General features: G+C 45.8%; 8 protein-coding genes. 1 reads left to right on the plus strand and 7 read right to left on the minus strand.

The annotated features are described in order from the left end of the window. Positions 1-19 precede the first annotated feature (19 nt). The 7 genes from prmA to ISR87_09355 all read right to left on the minus strand — a co-directional run bounded on the left by prmA (position 20) and on the right by ISR87_09355 (position 16,366). Positions 20-868, minus strand: a complete 849-nt coding sequence (gene prmA, locus ISR87_09325) for a 50S ribosomal protein L11 methyltransferase (GenBank protein MBL7025646.1) — start codon at positions 866-868, stop codon at positions 20-22. Next, positions 865-1,914 carry an ATP-binding protein gene (locus tag ISR87_09330; GenBank protein ID MBL7025647.1) on the minus strand — a complete coding sequence of 350 codons (1,050 nt, stop codon included), beginning with the start codon at positions 1,912-1,914 and terminating at the stop codon, positions 865-867. Before ISR87_09330 ends, prmA begins: the two co-directional genes overlap by 4 nt. A 57-nt stretch (positions 1,915-1,971) precedes the next feature. Beyond that, positions 1,972-2,883 (minus strand): M28 family peptidase, encoded by a 912-nt coding sequence (locus ISR87_09335; protein ID MBL7025648.1) that lies wholly within the window; start codon positions 2,881-2,883, stop codon positions 1,972-1,974. 7 nt (positions 2,884-2,890) lie between these two features. Continuing rightward, positions 2,891-9,430: a cell surface protein SprA gene (gene sprA, locus ISR87_09340; protein ID MBL7025649.1), complete on the minus strand. Its 6,540-nt coding sequence runs from the start codon at positions 9,428-9,430 to the stop codon at positions 2,891-2,893. A gap of 63 nt (positions 9,431-9,493) precedes the next feature. Continuing rightward, positions 9,494-10,108: an RdgB/HAM1 family non-canonical purine NTP pyrophosphatase gene (gene rdgB / locus ISR87_09345; protein MBL7025650.1), complete on the minus strand. Its 615-nt coding sequence runs from the start codon at positions 10,106-10,108 to the stop codon at positions 9,494-9,496. 414 nt (positions 10,109-10,522) lie between these two features. Further along, a complete protein-coding gene (locus tag ISR87_09350) occupies positions 10,523-14,920 on the minus strand; it encodes a carboxypeptidase regulatory-like domain-containing protein (protein MBL7025651.1) in 4,398 nt (1,465 codons plus the stop codon). A gap of 252 nt (positions 14,921-15,172) precedes the next feature. Further along, positions 15,173-16,366: a dienelactone hydrolase family protein gene (locus tag ISR87_09355; protein MBL7025652.1), complete on the minus strand. Its 1,194-nt coding sequence runs from the start codon at positions 16,364-16,366 to the stop codon at positions 15,173-15,175. A gap of 261 nt (positions 16,367-16,627) precedes the next feature. Between ISR87_09355 and ISR87_09360 the strand changes: the two genes are divergently transcribed. Continuing rightward, the gene (locus ISR87_09360; GenBank protein MBL7025653.1) at positions 16,628-18,028 is read left to right on the plus strand and encodes an HD domain-containing protein; all 1,401 of its coding nucleotides are present in this window, start codon (positions 16,628-16,630) and stop codon (positions 18,026-18,028) included. Positions 18,029-18,548 lie beyond the last annotated feature (520 nt).

The raw sequence follows: 18,548 nt of genomic DNA on the forward strand, positions 1-18,548 counted from the left end.
TTATTGTGACAAATTGATTTTATACGACTTCGCATAAATAAGCGATCCATTCATTCTTTGTATAGGTTTTTAATATTTGCCAGGGGGAGGCCGCCAGGAGTTGTCTCGTATCCTGGTCCTCTTCCTGGAGGAGACCAGAGACGATCACTCCACCACCCTTACGAACCGATGTGAAATAATTTGGGAGGATGGGAAAAAGCCTGGCTCTAATAATATTTACCACCATGATGTCATAGGGTCCGTTCAATACCGGAGCTTCGCTAATCTGTATATTGAATCCAGAGTGGATACCATTTAACTCCAGATTATCTCTGATATTTTCTTCTGTAAAGGGATCATTTTCCAGCCCATCTACTTCAGCCGCACCCTTGAGCAGGGCAGTAATGCCAAGAATGCCACTTCCTGTCCCCACATCCAGAACCCGTTCGCCTCCTTGAACCAGATCATCCAGAATTTCCAGACACAATTGGGTCGTCTCATGTGTGCCCGTTCCAAAAGCCATGGCCGGACGAATCCTGGTTTTGATGGCCTGGGGGAACTGTTCCATCGCTTCCCATTCAGGAAGAATGATGAGTTGCTCTGTAATGGGAGTCGGTTTAAAAAATGCCTGCCAGTTTTTATTCCAGTTTTCCCGATCAACGATGGCCTGGGACAGACTGGCTGCCTGATCCAGGTCCATGATAAAGGTTTTCAACTCATCCAGGATGAGCTGTGTATCATTATCCAGGGGATAACTCACCTGAAAGACATCATCCTTTTCAACAATGGCCAGCCCACCCAATGCCATGGCAAAATCAATGGCAACCTCGCAGTACTTGGGTGCAATGTGAATATCGGCAGATATCCATTGTGAGGTGGTATCGATCAAATCAAACCCTCGCGGTTTTGAAGCCAGATCAAGAAAAGTGGATCGTAGATATGGTAGCCTTCATCCCGGCTCACCAGCCAGCCCTCACGGAGCAGTTTAATCACAGTGTTATGGGCTGTACTTGTGGCAGATAAGCCAAACTTGTCAATAAATCCAAGTTCAGTGGGGCGGGAATAACCACTGGCCAATCCCAGCAGGAGACGTTTTTCGTTTAATCCAAAATTATCCCACATGGCAGTGAACAAAATATTGCGCTCTTTTAAAAGCTTGGAAATTGAACGTTGCAGGAGTCTGGTGGTGGTGCCTTCAAGCCATAATTGAGCCAGGGTGTAGGCCAGTCTCTGGGTTAAGAGCGGTTGGCCCTCAGTAAAATTGTACACTGCCCCAGGTAGATCAAAATCACTGAGACCCATGCGACGAAAGCGTTCTGTTAGGTAGCGGGTACAGGTTTTCTGCTCCAGATTCTCAAGTTCGTAAAACTCCTGATTCTGAAAAAAGGCGCTACTGTCTCTCCCCAGGGCTTCCTGGAGGATATCCGAACGATGGCTGACAAAAACATGGGTGATTCCCCGTCTACCGTTCAGACCGCTTCTCAACTCCTCAAAAATATTTTCTTTAAATTTGGCGAGATGCTGAAATTCATCCCAGACCATGATAAACTTGTTATTGCTCCCCTTGACCATCTCATACCAGAGGTCGAAGATATTTTTAAGAGGGACATTTTGAGTATCTGCTCCCAATGACTTGAGTTTTTTATCGATGTCAATCATGGGAAAACTCGTGGACAGCGCTTTCATAAGAAGCTCAAAAAGTTGTTCATTACTAACAATAAACCGCAAATCAATGTGAATAAATGGGGTGGTGTTTTTTTCCAGTAAAAATTTCAGCAAACTTGTTTTTCCGGTACCGCGTTTGCCGGTGAGGAGCAGATGATTTTGCTTTTCCATAATGGCCAGCAGAGAGGCTTGATCCTCTGGTCGCTGAACGTAATGACTGCCTTTTACAGGTTCACCCCAGTTAAAAGGGTTTGCGTAAATTTTACTCATGGGTTTAGTCCTCCGGGGGAATGCCGGTCAGGGCACATCCCGTCTTACTTATTGTTATCATTGCTGGTATAACCAGCTTAATACTGTATTTCCCACAGCCTCAAGACTTTCTGTACTGCATTTATCTGGAGTATCCTCATGGGTATGCCAGTAGGCATTGTCTGACCCAGGATATTCAAAATCGATAATATCTATGGCCTGGATACCCTTCTCAATAAAGGGGACATGATCATCATACATGGATGCCCCGGCTACGAGTTGGAATTGATCATAGCCGATATCAGTGGCCAAGGCCCAGATTTCTTCAATCAGACGCGGCGCGGAACTATAAGACACTGGATCGACTTTGATGGTCAATTCGGCATCACCTACCATATCCAGCAGGATGACCCGTTGAGCCATGGGAAGAAAGGGATGTTCAACATAATAACGACTGCCCAGGAGATAGTGCTCCAGATCCCGTGGCTGGCCATAATCTTCACCATCAAACAGCACGATGTCGATACCTGGATTCACTGGTTTGGAAGCTAACTGTCTGGCGATCTCCAGCAGGATAGCGACGCCACTGGCTCCATCATTTGCACCGATCATGGGTTTGTCTGGAGCCGACACATCGTATTCAGCTCGGGGTCTTGTATCCCAATGGGCACACAGGATAATCCTGTGGGTCTTGTGTGGTTGAAAACGAGCGATGACATTGGTGAGATTCAGCTTCTCTGGGGAGTATGGATCATTCAATTCAAATTGCTGTAAATGGAAGGAATCAGCCAGGGGTTCCAAAATGGATTGGTAATATTTGATGGCTGCCTGAGCGCCATCTGAACCGGGATTCCGGGGACCCAGATCGCACTGTGCCTGGAGATCCTCAAAGGCACGTTCTGCATCAAAACCAGTTTGAGCATAAAGGTCAATTTGACTAGTAAAAACAAGCGATGTGATCAGGCATATTGACTTCAGGTTGAGTTGCATAATACGCCTAACCCTTGATCTGGATGTTTACACCAAATTGAAAATCGCCAACATCCTGCCTACCATGATCACGGGTATCCGTGATACGATAGTCATAGGAGACGTTGCCGGAAACTTTATCTGTGAAGCTGTACTGAATGCTGGGTCTGGCTGATAGCGTCTTGGTGTATCGACCCTCGCCAAATTCAATAGAAGTAGCGTTTTCAGTCCCCGTATATTCCTGTTCATGCGTATATGCTATTTCCAGACGGAAATCGATGTTGTTCTCAAGATACTTATCCTCCATCATGGGGAGGGGAATAGTCATCCCGCCCCGATGTGAATAGGAGAGACCGGCATTCACCGATTGATTAAAACTCTGATTTGATGAGATAAACTTGTCAACATCAATGGAGTTACTGATGTTTTTTGTCATGCTGTAATTAAGAGAACCATTAATGCCTTTTTTGCCCTGAATACTCAACCCGATGAGGGGAGAAAATGCGATGGAGTAAGTCTCTCTTATGAGAATTCCCTTCTCCTGATTTGCTGTTTTTTTGCCAGCATAATTCATATCCAGGCTGGCACCGGTGATATATTGTTTTAGCCATTCAATATCCTTGAGCCCAGAGTACCTCAAGTTAAAGGAGGGCAGTGGGAAACCTGAGTTACCAAATGATTTATACTCATCCTTAGGTGCTCCGTAAAAGTTTCCGCTGGGCAGGAAGTCTATGTTGGTGTTGATAACCTCCCCCTGACTCTTATTCACCAGGGTTGTTTTTTGACCAAAGGTGAAGGTGAGTTTTGTAGACAACGTTTTGGTTAGCTTGAGACCTGTGCGAGTTGTCAAATTAAAATTTCCACTGGTGGCAACGGGGTTGGTGGCATCTGGATGATTAAGATTGTTCAGGGCAGTATTGTATCCCATGCGATAGCCATACCCTACGCTGTTTATATCAATTTCTTTAACGACGAGGGTCAACGAATCTGCAACCCCTGTGGTATCCCCTTCACGAATAACGGCTACCGTGTCAAGGGAGGCTATTTGGCGCATATTGCTGGTGCTTTGTCCCTGGGTGACGCTTAATGAAATTGGATCAATCCGATCCAGTGTTGTATAAGTCAAATCCAGGATTTTTGTAAAGGTCAGGGGCTCTTTGACCTCTTCAGTCGTTTCTTTCGCCTGGTCTTGCTCAGGAGTCGGAGCCACCCTTCCGCGTCCCCGGCCTCTTGCAGACTGGGTGCTTGAACTGCCAGCAGATTTCTTTTTCGTGTTCTCTGGCTTGTGTACAAGACCAAAAACTTCTGATACAGTTAAGGCCATATTGGCAGAGGTATTTGAGCTCACATTCAAGTCAAGACCTGGTTGATCCACATTAATTTTATCAGTGGTCGAAAAGTTTGATGAATAGGAAAATGTGGGCGAAAGGAGCTTCAACCCCTGGGGGTTCCAATTCAGACTATAGGACTCTTTGTAGCTTCCCAGATGACCAAAATCCAATTCCCTGATAATATCCTCTTTGCGATTCTTCAAGCTATCCAGATTGTTAGAGAGGGAGGCATTGAATTTTGCACTGACGGTATTTAAAAGATTCCAGTCTACGTTAAAACGACGATTCATACTCAATTGATGTGTTGGCTTTTGAGGTGGTGCATTGAGATTTCGGAATACGCTTGAGGACTTGTTTTCCACCATAGAACCATCAACCCCGATATTGGTGGGCAGATACCCGATGGTGGTAGTGGATAGACCCTCACCGACAAGGGGCAGGGATTCCAGAAAGGTCAGGGGTGTTACTGTGAAATCTTTGCCCAGATTGATCTTATAGGAGAAGCTTCCATCTATTTTTTCTGAATTTTGTTCACTTTTCTGGGCATTGGATGCCGTGCTATTGGTGGCACCTACCTTGAAATTCATATTATCTATGGTGTATTTGGGGAGCCAGTGCTCAGATTTTACTTTTTTTGAGAGGGAGACGTTCCAACTGTAAGACTCGTTCCGGCTGGTCATGGTTTTCAGCGTATCCTGGAGGGATGGATCCAGGTCTGCTATCCGGATATCACTACCCGTAATATATTTTGGCTGTTTCTCGCTTTGCCTGTAGGAGGCAGAGATTGGGATATTTAACCCCCAGGAACTGGGTAAAAATTTATGAAGGGAAACACTTCCACTGATATTGGCAGCAAGAGAATTGTCACCGGTACCAAATTGCTGTTGGACATTGTGGAAATCAGCATCATCACGCTGAATATCCATATTCAGTTTAGCAACATCTGCAAATTGCAGGCTCACGTTGGCTCGATAAGCAGTGGCAGTATTTTTTTCCACATCACTGAGACGCAGCTCATCCATCCATATTTCACCAGACATAGGCTGGGTGGAAAGGTTCTTGAATCCAGCCTTTAGTAGTCGAACTCTGCTCAATGAGGGCTTTCCTTTGACGGCGATGCTGCTACCGTCAGGGAATTCTTTGCTGGCGTATTTAAACTCTGGAGGCAGGGCTGACCAGTAGAGTGTATCGTTGTAGGTGCTATCCAATCCCTCGCCAATTTCAGTGCTCCGCTGGATGATGAATAATGAGTCATCCAGGGACAATTTAAAGTTCGCCAGATCTGCCATGTTGACTTCTAAATGATTGCGTTCATCCCACCCTGGATAAATGGGACGACGTATTTCATAAAAAGCATCGTCGGTTTCACCGAAGCGGAAAAAGAATTCCAGATCAGAACTGTCTTGCATCGCATAATTAGTAAAAGTGGACTCGTAGCTGCCACCCCGCGTCTTGTCCCAACCATGGATAAACATTTTCAAGCTCTTATAGTGGATAAAATCCTTGGCCGTTGAGCCCTGAAATAATTTATCGGTTACTACGGTATGGCCTGGTTCAAGATTATCAGCCCGTATGACCAGCGACTGTTCTTTGGAGCGCAATTGGGTAATGGGATCCAGGATTCCTGAAACACCTGCAGGGGGGGATGAATAACTACCTGGAACCCCGTCGGAGTTGTAGCGGCCTGGATTGTCTTCAGTATTAATGACTGTGACATTCAAGGTCCCGTGGAGGGAATCGGTGATGCTGGTTTCAACTCTATCGTACTGTGAGAAAACGCCACGCTCCTGCCAATCATTTCCAACGATATCAACGGTTGCAATCTGCAATAACGCACCACCTGCTGGCACTTCATCCATCCATAGACGGGAAAATTTGACCTGAGACCAGAGTGCCAATTGTGGATTTTCACCTGCTTTTTCAAAATCAACCAGAGGAATTCGTATGAGTTTCCACCCTGTTTCAGTACCATCGCTATATTTGGTTCGCCCTGCTATGTAATCTTCTGTGGTTAGATCAACATCCATGGTGAAATACGCATTCCGAGTATCCAGGGCACCATCATTGTTCAAATCTTCTGTGTTGGGGTAGGTGCCACCTTCGATGCCAAGGTTGCCCTCGGTACCATTGATATGACGATAATTAATGGATCCGTTCTCAGGGTTAGGATCGAACTCATAATGATCCCATGATGGATGATGATAACCATACAGACTAATATCGACTGCATCGATCTCAGCCCGCAGTCCATCAATTCCCAGGTCCTCGGCTTCATCTACAAAACCGTCCCCTTGTGGGAAGACATCTGTGGAAATATCTTCTGTATCTAGTTGACCAAACCCTTTTTTCACTGTCTGATCAAGAATCTCCACATTCCAGTTCTGTCCCGGCTCCTGTAGATCCTCACTTATATATCCCAGATCAACGTGTAATCTTCCCTGGTCTCCCTTGACCCATAACTCCAGGAATTTAGATGTGGACTGGTCATAGTAACCTGAGGAAAGGGAACGCTGAATGCCACCCCAGGCATCTCCCGGGGCCCCACCCGCCTTTACCGAAAAGGAAGAATCTGGAATAACATTGAGCACCATAATGTCAGTAACATCATTCTGAGCCTGAGCACTGGTTTCCTTATTGGGCCAGATTTGCTTGGTCAAGACGCGATTATATGGATTATACCAATAGGTGTATGCTCGCTCATAATTCCCTCGATCGGTACCATCAGCAGGAATAGATGATAGACCCCAGGCACCACGAATAATGCTTAGTTGGGCTTCGCGTCGACTACCTTCAAAGTCATCGATATAAGCCAGACCTACATCTCCCAGGTCCTTATTGACAGAGGTGTTTGGATTAGGGATAACTTGAGCAATTTCACCGCTCACAGTGATATTGGAAGTTGCGTCGGTCTTTATCAGGGGCAACCAATCCAACCCGCGTGTCAGCCAGGGGAGGTCTTGAGAGATTTTAGTGTTTAAATCCCAGATAAAGTTTTCCATGGGTTCTTTGCCAACCCGGACCTTTTCATCAATACTGCTTTTGGAGAAGTAAATAGCACTCAATCCGATAAAGGAATTATCATTTTCTCCGAATTTGAGTTCTGCTCTGGTTCCCAGAATCACCTTTTTATCAAGCTGGAAAAATTCGTTCAATTCATACTTAATATCCAGATCAGCACCAGGAGCCAGGGCAGCCTCATTCAAGATGATCAACTGTCCTGAAAAATAGTCAATGGTATAATCTTTGGAGGCACCCCTTTCCAGAAGTTGGTTATTGAGGGTGACTTCCTCCGAGCCCTCGATCACGTTGAATCCTAGATTGAAGCTTGAACTCTGGTTGGCATAGCTGATGTGCATTTTGAATTTGTTGTCTTTTTTATACTCAGAAGTCGAAGAGATCGGAAAGTCGTAAAAGGACTTGCTGGAGTACTTCTTGTTTTCTGGTGTTGAGAGATTTGGATTACCACCATTATTCAGGGGCGCTCCTGCGGCGTTGGTCATCCAGATTGGTTGACCTGTCACCACCGTATCTGCCTGAAACGGGATAAGATAGGGAAAAATGAGCTCACCGCGTCTCAGGTTGAGGATGTTCTCATAATCCAAATCAATGATGCCATCAGGCAGGGGTTCTGTATCCACACCCTTTCTATCCAACCCAAACAATTGCAGGAATGATTGTCCTCCGTCAGTCAGCTCAGCTTCTTCTCCCCCAAGACTCTCCCTGATTTTAAGATCAAAGCCTTCTGCGTTAATTCCTGAGGTATTCAGATAGAAAACATTTTTCCATTCCAGATCCCAGGTAGGGTCACCGGGAAGCGCACCATCAGGTTTTAGCAGTTTCAATTTAAGGGTATCTGAAATACCAGGTGTACCGAGAGCAATGTTGCTTCCTTCTTGAAACCACCGCTTTTCATTTAGCAGGGGGTCATATTCAGGGACAGTCAAGTTGGTCTGATCCATATTGTCAGCGTTTAAAAATGTATCCCTGTATGCAATAGCCAATACTTCATTGTCCTGCACAGGGCTGTTCATTCGAATGACACCCAAATCTTCATACAGGACGAAATCCTCGTCTACTCCCTGTTTAAGCTGAATAACATGCCGGCTTGTAGCCCAGGTAGTATCAGTTTCAGGATTATTATAAATCTGTGCAAAATTTGTAATTTGATCACCCTGATTGAAAGAGGTGTACTTATAGACTCGAATGGATTGCACGGATCGGCCCGTCAGGCGATACTGTCCCTGGTTATTTAAAGGATATGATTTGCGACGGTAGAAGTGATTGACATAGAAGTAGGTGTTGCGGCGACGGTTGTAGTCATCCACCGTAACTTCAGAAGATTCAGAGTTGCCATTCAAGGATAATTTTTCTTTACGACCACGCTCTAGCGAGGCAATGGCGGTGATATCAATAGGTCCTACTTTAGCCAGGGCTTTTAGCCCGAAAAGACCATTATTTTGGCCAGAGAACATGGCCAGCTTGGTGCCAGGAAGACTCAAGGAAATATTTCCAGCTTCTACTCTCTGAATGATTTCATCCTCATTCCCGTTGTAGAAGATTTCCATATTGTTTTCGAAATCAAAATCCCGCTCACTGTCCTGATCGACCTGGATGCTGATGCGATCCCCGATTTTACCTTCAATTTTAAAGGCCTGCTTCTGTTCAATCTGAAAGGTATTGGACTGCTGTTGATTATTTGTGTTGGTGGTTTTGGATCTATCCTCTCGGCGGAGCTTCCCTGTGATATTTACATTTCCACGCACTCGCAGGGAAACGCGTTGTCCGGCAATATCGGCACCAATCAATTCAAAGGATTGACCCTCTTGACCAGAATCCTCTCCTTGAAGACGACCCGAGGCTGTTTTTTTAAGCAGAGTCTTTATGTTGTGGTCAAGACTGAGGGCAACGTATTCATCAATAGAAACCACAGTAGGGATGCCGATGGGCTTGCCATCCATCATCTGTGACATGGTGAAATAGGTTGCTGTACTATCCATCTCCAGGGTGTATTTGAGAGAGTTCAATTTTAGTTTACCCATAGGTGAAGCCAGGAACAGTGAGGTATCGCTAAAGAACAGCCCCTGATTTGGACTATCAAAGATGGGGGTAGTGGCGGGTTGGTAAAATTTTGCCCGCATGGTGAAGGTGACACCAACAGATTGCACCTCATCTGTCTGACCATAAACAGATGGCCAGATGGTAATCAGGGATAATATAATTTTTGCAATCGTTCTCACGTTGTTTGGATTGTAGCCCGGTATATATCCTCTTGGGATGAGTGGAAAGACTAGCTTATGGTTCTAATTATTTAGCTCCACTTTAAATGCGCGGTGTGATTGGCTTAGTTGATCAATAAGTTTGGCGAATGCTCGTTTTCGGTGGCTCAAATTATTTTTTTCTTCAAGATCCATTTGTGCATAGGTTTTTTGCTTCTCAGGTATGTAGAAAATGGGGTCGTATCCAAAACCAGAAGTACCCTGACGCTCTGTGGTAATCAATCCAAGAACTTCGCCCATGGCAGTCACAGTTTCAGTGCCATCATAAAAGACGGCGACAGTCTGGAATTTAGCCTGTCTTTGATCTTCTGGAACATGGGCCATTTCATCAAGCATTTTCTGAACATTGTCGTCGTAGGTTACGTTTTCACCAGCATATCGGGCTGCATACACCCCAGGAGCTCCATTTAAAGCCTCAACAGCCAGACCCGTATCGTCAGCGATGGTGGGTATACCACAATGGGCAAATCCAGCCCGGGCTTTGATGAGGGCATTGGCTTCAAGCGTATCACCATCTTCGACAATTTCACCGATTTCCGGGTACTCCAGGAGCGACACAACTTCAACAGCATAGGCTTGCATGAGACGTGTTAATTCCTCAACCTTGTGTTTGTTCTGTGTGGCCAGCAGCAATTTCATGTTATCAACCTACCAATATGTAGGGGATTTGTTCCCCTCTTCAAGCTCCATGACTAATAAATTTCGTTCCCAAGTTTTCGGGACGAAAATGAAGCCGCCAAAATTAGACGCCATCATTTCCTCAGTCAATGATTAAGACCCCATTTGGGACCAGATTGGACCTAAGCTTGTTGAAGATTCCCAACTGTCATAAATACAGTATAAACAAGTATAAATGACACACAACATATCATGATTCTATGCATCAGATTTTGATTTTATCAACGCTTGAATAAATGAAGACACCTGATCTGAATTGAATTGATCATATTTGTTCACCCTGAAAGGCAAGCGACAGGAAATAAAGAGGCCATCCGGATAAAGGGATGGCCTCTTCGATATTCGTGTTGATTAGATCAACATGCAGGCAAAGACTTACTTCATAAGTACCATTTTCTTGCTGAAGGTCTGTTCGGCCGTCTGCAAGCGATAGATATAGGTACCACTACTCACTTCTTTACCATTTTGATTCAAACCATCCCAACTGGTATTGATATACCCGGCTGGAACATATCCATTTACCAGGGTACGAACTTTCTGGCCCAGGAGATTGTATATCTCAAGGGAGACCTCTGAAGCCTCAGGCAGAGCAAATTCGATACTCGTGGTTGGATTGAAGGGGTTTGGAAAGTTCTGAGACAGCCCATAAGCGGTTGGCAATATCTCAGTATCATCAACCGATACGATGTAGGTCGTAACCACATTGCTGCCGTCACTAACATTTCCATTGGCATCAACAGCTACGACCTGATAGTAATAGGTTTGACCAACGGTGATATCCGTATCGGATGTACCGGGAGATGTGGTCATATCTATTACAGATGCATCTGTGAAATCAGCATTGGTTGCACGATGGACTTCAAAATACTGGAAGTCATCATCCATGCTTGGTTCCCATTGCAGATCAACATGTGTATCATCTGAGTAGAGTAGTACCAGTGGTGTGGGTACTCCAGGATGGATATTATCCACCGAGTAGCCGGCCTGTGGTTCACCATCTATATAGCCATACATATCCCAGTGACCTGTAACCAGAAAGGCACTCATGAAATCAAGGGGATCAGTTACCATGGCGCTGGAATCAACCAGGGTGGGTAATACCAGATTGTATGCTTCCATATCGTGGTTGGGGAGATAATCCACAAAATCCAGAATTGGCCCCATGGGTGTATTGCTCAATCTCCAGACACTATAGCCTGAGAAAGGACCCCATTCTGTACCACCGGGCCAGAACTGCATTCTTACCCAGCGACCCTGATCATAGGGCTGATCAACAATAAAATTGATCTGCGGTGCCACGGCGAATTGTCGTGGTTCAAGAACGATCTGTAAATGAGCCCAGTCATCCATGATGGTTACCATACCATAGTTATTGACCTCAAAACCTGGAGCGCCTGCAAACACATGGTAATCACCATTCATGGCAGGAATACTGAAAAATCCATTGTGGTCAGTATAACCCCAGAATCCTGCAGTTGAGTCCATGGTGCTCACAATGACAACCTCAGCACCTTGAATAGGATTACTCATATCATCGTAAACATATCCGTCAACACCACCGTCGGGTAACATGAGACCAAAAGCAAGATAGCTTGTGTCATTCTGAACTGTGATGCCATCAAACCACCTTGGTGGATAATCCCACCGGTCGGCGACAACATCATAGGTCCCATTGGGTAAATCAAACCAGAACTCACCAGCTTCGTCGGTATAAGCCCAGTAGCTTTCTTCATCTTCCCAACTATAGGCATAGACGTCGGCATCGGGTATGGGAGCACCCGTATCACCGTCATATACCAGACCAGCTATGGCTCCCTCAACCTCGAATTGCTCCAGGAAGAAGTTGTAGCTGTTGTAGCCGGGACCAACGGGGAATTCATCAAAATACATATAGTAACCTTCAGCCCAGGCACTGACATAGTAGTAGCCCACGGGAAGATCAAAATGGTAGAATCCGAATTCATCAGCCATGGTGCCAGCACCCCAACCCTCATTTCCAATCTGGACTTGAGCATAAGGTATTGGCATACCGTCTTCGTCAAATACATAGCCTTCCAGTGAAGCATCAAAACTCATATGAGTCAGGAAGAAATCGTAAGGAATCAGGTCCACTCCAATGAAAACCGAATCAGGTTCTGGACCCATCCACTCATGACCTCCGGCCATGACCTCGTAGAGACCTGGGGGAACATGTATTTCATAATAGCCATTGTAATCTGGACCACCATAAAATTCCCTACCGGTATCAACATCACGCATCATCATGCCAATTTCATGGCTATCCATGATGGGTTGGTTGGTGTCGGTATCAATAAAATATCCGAACATTCCACCTGTCACTGTTTCGAGAACAATTCCCACACCCTCAGCGCCAGCAGGTACATTATGATTGTCTGAGACCTGAATAATATCTGACATGTCTGGCAGCCACACCATGAGATCGTAGAAGGTCTCTGGACCACCGTGTACGGGAAGTTCGAAATAACCATTTGAGGTGGACATGGTATAGGTGAAACCCAACTCATTCATGGCTGCAACAGAAGCTCCTTCGAAGTAGGCGCCATCAAGAGTCACGGTTCCAACGATGAAGTTGTTGGCGGAATGTAGTGTGAAATTCACGGTTGCTACATCAAAGTCTTCTACATAGATATATTCGCTGTGAGGAATTACATAGGGAGCCGGGAGAGATTCCAGCTCGATGCTCACATCATAATTGCCGGGCATTACGCCTATGTAGTAGTAGCCGGTAGAGTTGGTGTAACCGAAGGCACCTGGGCCATCATCACCATCGACCTTGACCTCAACATCCTCAATAGGGTTGCCCAATTCATCATAGACGAAGCCTTCGATACCGCTGGTTGGAGCGATATAATAGAAATTGTAGCCGAACTCTGCACCTTGAACATTTACAAAATGGTTTGATGGATCTGGCATCAGGCCATCCGTCATACCAAAATGGTCTTCGGAGCCGATTACGACAAAGCCAGTGTCAGGTAAGTCAAGATGATATTGACCTGCACCATTAGTAAGCACAACAATGGCTGGTTGCTCATCGTTTTCTTCACTTTCATAAACTGCCCAGACCACAATACCCTCTAAAGGAGCTCCACCACCATTGGTCTCGTAGATAGAACCTGAAATGGAAAACGGGGAAGGTTCAGTGTAAAAATGAACCGAAGCAACAGCCACATCCATATCAGAGAATGCTGCAAAAACAAGATCATCAGCCAGATAGTTTAGCCCATCAGCCATTTCATCGGAGTAGGTAAACCCAAAAATACCAGGCGTTGGATCTTCATCATGCATGTCATTGTCCATAAAGGGATAAAATTCCATGGGGACATCATCCTCATCCAGATCGCCATCATGATTTGCATCCCAGAAAACAGCGAATTCACCATACATGTGATCACCAAGTACTATCTCAAAATATGGGTTTGATCCGATCATCAGCGTATCTGCATATAGATCATTCACGGTCATATCATATTCAGAAGGTTCAATCATACCACCGTCAAATACATTACTGCCATCGGTTTGGATCATATAATCAAACGCAAACCAACTGCCCCATGCACTAACTTCAGTTACTTCCATAATGATGTACATATTGGTAGTACGGGTATAGATCACCCAGAGATTTCCAACTGCCAGGGGTTGGCCGTTGTTGCCACCTTGCCAATCCCAGGAAATGGTTGTCCATGCGGTAAGTGGATCATCCACGGCAGGAACGACCGATACGGTATCAAGTGATCCGTTTACTGAATAGTAGTGCAGTAAACTTGGGTTTGAGAAACCGGGATAGGAAATACCATCTATCCAGGCTGCTTCACTTCCGAAATTGGTTCCTTCATTACTGGAGATCATCACATCCATATCCAGAGTATCACTTCCCAACATTCCCGTGAAATAGTTGAAATAGAGCGAATCTGCTACACGGCTCATCGCACCATATCCAGACATTATCGTATTGTTGTTATTCTCAAAGAGGGGGGAGCCATCAGTCTGAATCATATAGTCGAAGGAGAAAGCAGGGTTTGACCAGTCTGCGATGGCCTCTGTAACCTCGAGAACTACATACATATGAGAAGTGCGGGCATAGACGACCCAGAGATTGCCTACTGCCAGAGGTAAACCACTATTTCCACCACCACCCTCCCAGGACCAGGAGATGTCAGTCCAAGCTCTTGCAGGATCATCAATGGCATCAACAGCACCAACCTCAGCAAGGGTTCCCATTTCAGCCAGCCAGTAGAGCATACTGGGATCAGCATAATTGACATACTCATTACCAAAATTCAGCATTTCATTGCCAGTTATGCGCACATCCATGCCAGTGGAATCACCACCGTTCATACCTGTGAGAAAATTGAAAAACATGGAGTCAGGCTGACTGCTCATTCGTCCGCTGCCATACATAACTTCGCGTAATGCACTTGAAGAGCTTCTCTGCAATTGTGGGACGGTTCTATCAGTTCGCTTCAGATTTAAGCGTGAGTCCGTATCCAGATCAGGCAGCTTTTGATTCTTTGCCTTGGTCAGAGCATTACTCAGACGCAGCATGCGCTCCTGCTCAGGCGTGGCCTGCGTGGCCACACTGTTGGCTTTTAGATTTTTAAGAACAGTGCCCTGGTTCTGCAGCTGTCTTAATTGTTTGATTGTTTCAATGTTGGTTGCTGTTTCATCTGCCAGCATAAACATTGGCATGGCCATTATCATGATAGACACAATAACTAGCCAGGAAATTCCTCTTGGGTTGATGGTACGCATCATACGTCCTCCATGTTTGTTAGTGACAAGCGAAAATAGTGCTTTGATGGGGAAAATCTGTGACATGGCACACAAGCAGTAGTTGGCAAATTTCCCCCTTTGACATAGCACAAATATAATAAAAATGAAAGCCCCGCAACAGAAATAAGACCCATATTTGTCACAATTAAGAAATGCTTAAATGTAGTAGTCCCTTTTTTAGCATTGGGTATTAATACATTTGGGGAGGGCGTCTTTATAGCGCTCCAGCCACAACTAAGGTGTAAAAATGTAGCTGGTTACACCTTTTTCAATGAGGATTTGCCGGTGCAATTCTGCCGGGGGATGATCCTTGAGATATACATCAAAAAATTTGGTTGCATTCACCCGCAATAAATCGTTAAGCCAGACTGGATCCTGAATTTTGGTGTATCCAATAAAAAGAGAGAATGGCGTGAAGAGGGGCATGTCAGTAAAATCAGTGTGCAATATCCCTGGAACCAGCATTTTATAGGTTGGTCCACTGCTGTGTGACAACATCTCATCCATACGCGCATAGTTTCCAGGGTCAGACCACTGCTTCTGTCCAAGATGGAAGATGGGTCTGTTGAGTCCAGCGACTATCACGGAATCAGGAATTGGAGTATACCACCCATCCAGGACCATGGCGGCCTCGACACGGGAATCCCTAGCCATAGTTGTGACACCCGCAGCTGCACCCAGTGAGTGACCCATCAGCCCGATTCGATCTATATCCAACGGGAGTGTTCCTAAAAATGAATCTGAGCTATGGGATTTAATTACATCTATAATGAAGCGCAGATCTTTAACCAGGATATTGATTTGGGAAAGATCAATGGTATTCAAAAAATCCTCATTTAAGGATCGTCTTTTCCCAGCCCGATATTCTGCCGTTTCCCCATCATCAAAAATAGTAATGTTTGCTCCATAACTGTGGTCAGCGGCAAAGACCACATATCCATAGCTCACCAACTCCTCAATGATGGAGGTGTTTTGAAATCGCATGCCACTCAATCCATGAGAAAAAATGATTACGGGAAATTTCAGGTCCAGTTCAAGGTTCGCAGAGCTGGGGCTGGAATGGGTCTTGACCTCGCCAAAATGATGGATAAGCGAGAGCGGCAGGTGCAATTGTTTGGCAATGGCTGGCAGTCTCAAACCAGGATCATCAATATAGGGGAGAGCAGACAAACCTTCCTGTTTTTCAATGGGAAACCAGGTTTGGACCACCAACCGACGGTAATCATCCGCTGTGGTGAAAGTTTCATCCCGGGAGCTATCGGTCCAGGTCGAACTGTGGGTGGCTACTGAATAAGGACCTGTAGGTGCAGGAAGATCAGCGAAGGGAGCTATCACAGGAAAAATTACGGAGCAATTACCCAGGCTCATTACCAGGAGCAGGAGCAAAATAGAAAGCCAGGATAGCTTGGTCAGACAGGTATTTCTCATGGACACAAAGTACTCCCAGCTCCAACCCTGCAAAATATTTTATATCTCCTAATCTCTGATTTTGGTCATCAATCCGTCACCCTGAGCTCGTCGAAGGGTGCTGACCCATGTGAAAAGTCATACTTCGACAGGCTCAGCATGACGAGATCTGGACTTACCCCTAAGCCCACCAACTCATCATTCATCATTTATAATTCACCATTCTTAACTCTCAACTCAATTCCCTTCACCACCGCCGATTTCAGTTTATCTTCATCCCGTATGATTAGTCGAATTCCAAAGAATATCCGTTCCGTTCTGGAGCAAGCCGGCCGCCTGGCCCAAACCTTGAATCTGGAATGCTATACGGTGGGTGGCTTTGTTCGTGACCTCATCCTTGATGTCCCTAGCAAAGATGTGGATATCATGGTTATCGGCGATGGGCTGGCGTTTGCCAGGGAGCTGGGTAAAGAGCTGGGTGCACCTGATATCGTGGAATATGGTGATTTCGGTACAGCCCTCATCCCTTATGGTGAATTTCTCATCGAGGTCGCCTCTGCTCGATCTGAAACTTATGAAGCTGATTCCCGCAAGCCTAAAGTGGTCTATACCGACCTTAAAGGCGATCTAAGCCGCCGGGATTTCACGGTCAATGCCATGGCTATTAATCTGCTACCTGATCACTTCGGAGAATTGGTGGATGAGTACGGTGGCATTCAGGATATCCAGGATAAAATATTAAGGACCCCCCTGGAACCGGTAAAGACGTTTGATGATGATCCCCTGCGCATGATGCGGGCCGCCAGATTTTCTGCTCAATTGGAATTCAAACTGGTTCCCGAAGCCATGCAAGCCATGCAAACCAGGGTTGACCGGATCGGGATTGTCTCTCAGGAACGCGTGACAGATGAAATCATCAAGACCCTGAAAGCCCGGGTACCCTCCATTGGTTTTTATGTCATGCAGGAAGCTGGACTTTTACCCCTCGTCTTCCCTGAAATTGCCATACTTGGCGGGGTTGAGGACCGGGATGGTCAACGTCACAAGGATGTGTTTCACCACACCCTGAAGGTGGTGGATAATACTGCGGAACGCAGCGATAAAATGCAACTGCGTTTTGCTGCTCTGGTCCATGATATCGGTAAGCCCGCCACTAAAAAATTTATTGAAGGTACAGGTTGGAGCTACCACGGTCATGAAGAACTGGGACGTAAAATGCTCAACGAAATTGGCAAGCGCATGCGACTCTCGAGGAAACTCACCGCCTATTTAAAGCGAATGACACGTCTCCATCTCCGTCCCATTGCTCTGGCCCAGGAAGAAGTCAGTGACTCTGGTATCAGAAGACTTATTGTTGAGGCTGGTGAAAATCTGGAAGACCTGATGATTTTGGTCCGCGCCGATGTTACGTCAAAAGATTCCAGACGTGTAAAGCGCTACTATGGTAACTTTGATCGTGTCATGGACCGCATTCAGGAAGTGGTGGATAAAGATGCCATGCGCGCCTTTCAGTCACCTTTGCGTGGTGATGAAATTATTGAACTGCTGGGTGTTCCACCCGGACCTGTAGTTGGCCGCGTCAAAAAAGCCATAGAGGAAGCTATTCTGGATGGTGAGATTCCCAACGAGTACGAAGCTGCCCGGGAATACTTCTTCAAAATCAAGGATGACTTCGTCGATTAAGCCTCCCGCCCCTCCCCATTGTCATTGCGAGGGAAGTATGACCGAAGCAATCTCGGAGTTCTTGGTCAAATATGGTATGGAGATCGCCGCGTCCTATCGGACTCGCGAAGACTTGTCAGGCAGAACTTTGGACCTTCAACCCCAACTCCTACTTCCTACCTTCTACTTTCTACCTCCATTCAAAATTCACAACTCACAATTCCAAGCCATCAAATCACCTCTGCGCCCTTTGCGCTCTCTGCGGTTACCACTTTTCATCCCCAGTCCACCGACCTGACCTCCCAACTCATCCTTCACAATTCCTACTGCCTACTTCCTACTTTCTACCACCTACCTCCCAACTCATCATTCACAAGTTATAATTCATAACTCATAACTCATTTGAAGTTCCCCCGAAACCTGGGCTAAAAAGCTTCTAAAGTATTGGTGAGTAATGACTTGGCGGATTCTGCAAGTGGCGGAGGCTGTTTTTATAAAAAACGGGGGTACTTCGTATTGCCATAAAAAGGATAGCGCCCTA

Source organism: Candidatus Neomarinimicrobiota bacterium (assembly GCA_016784545.1).
Classification (GTDB): Bacteria; Fidelibacterota; UBA8477; order UBA8477; family JABMPR01; genus JABMPR01.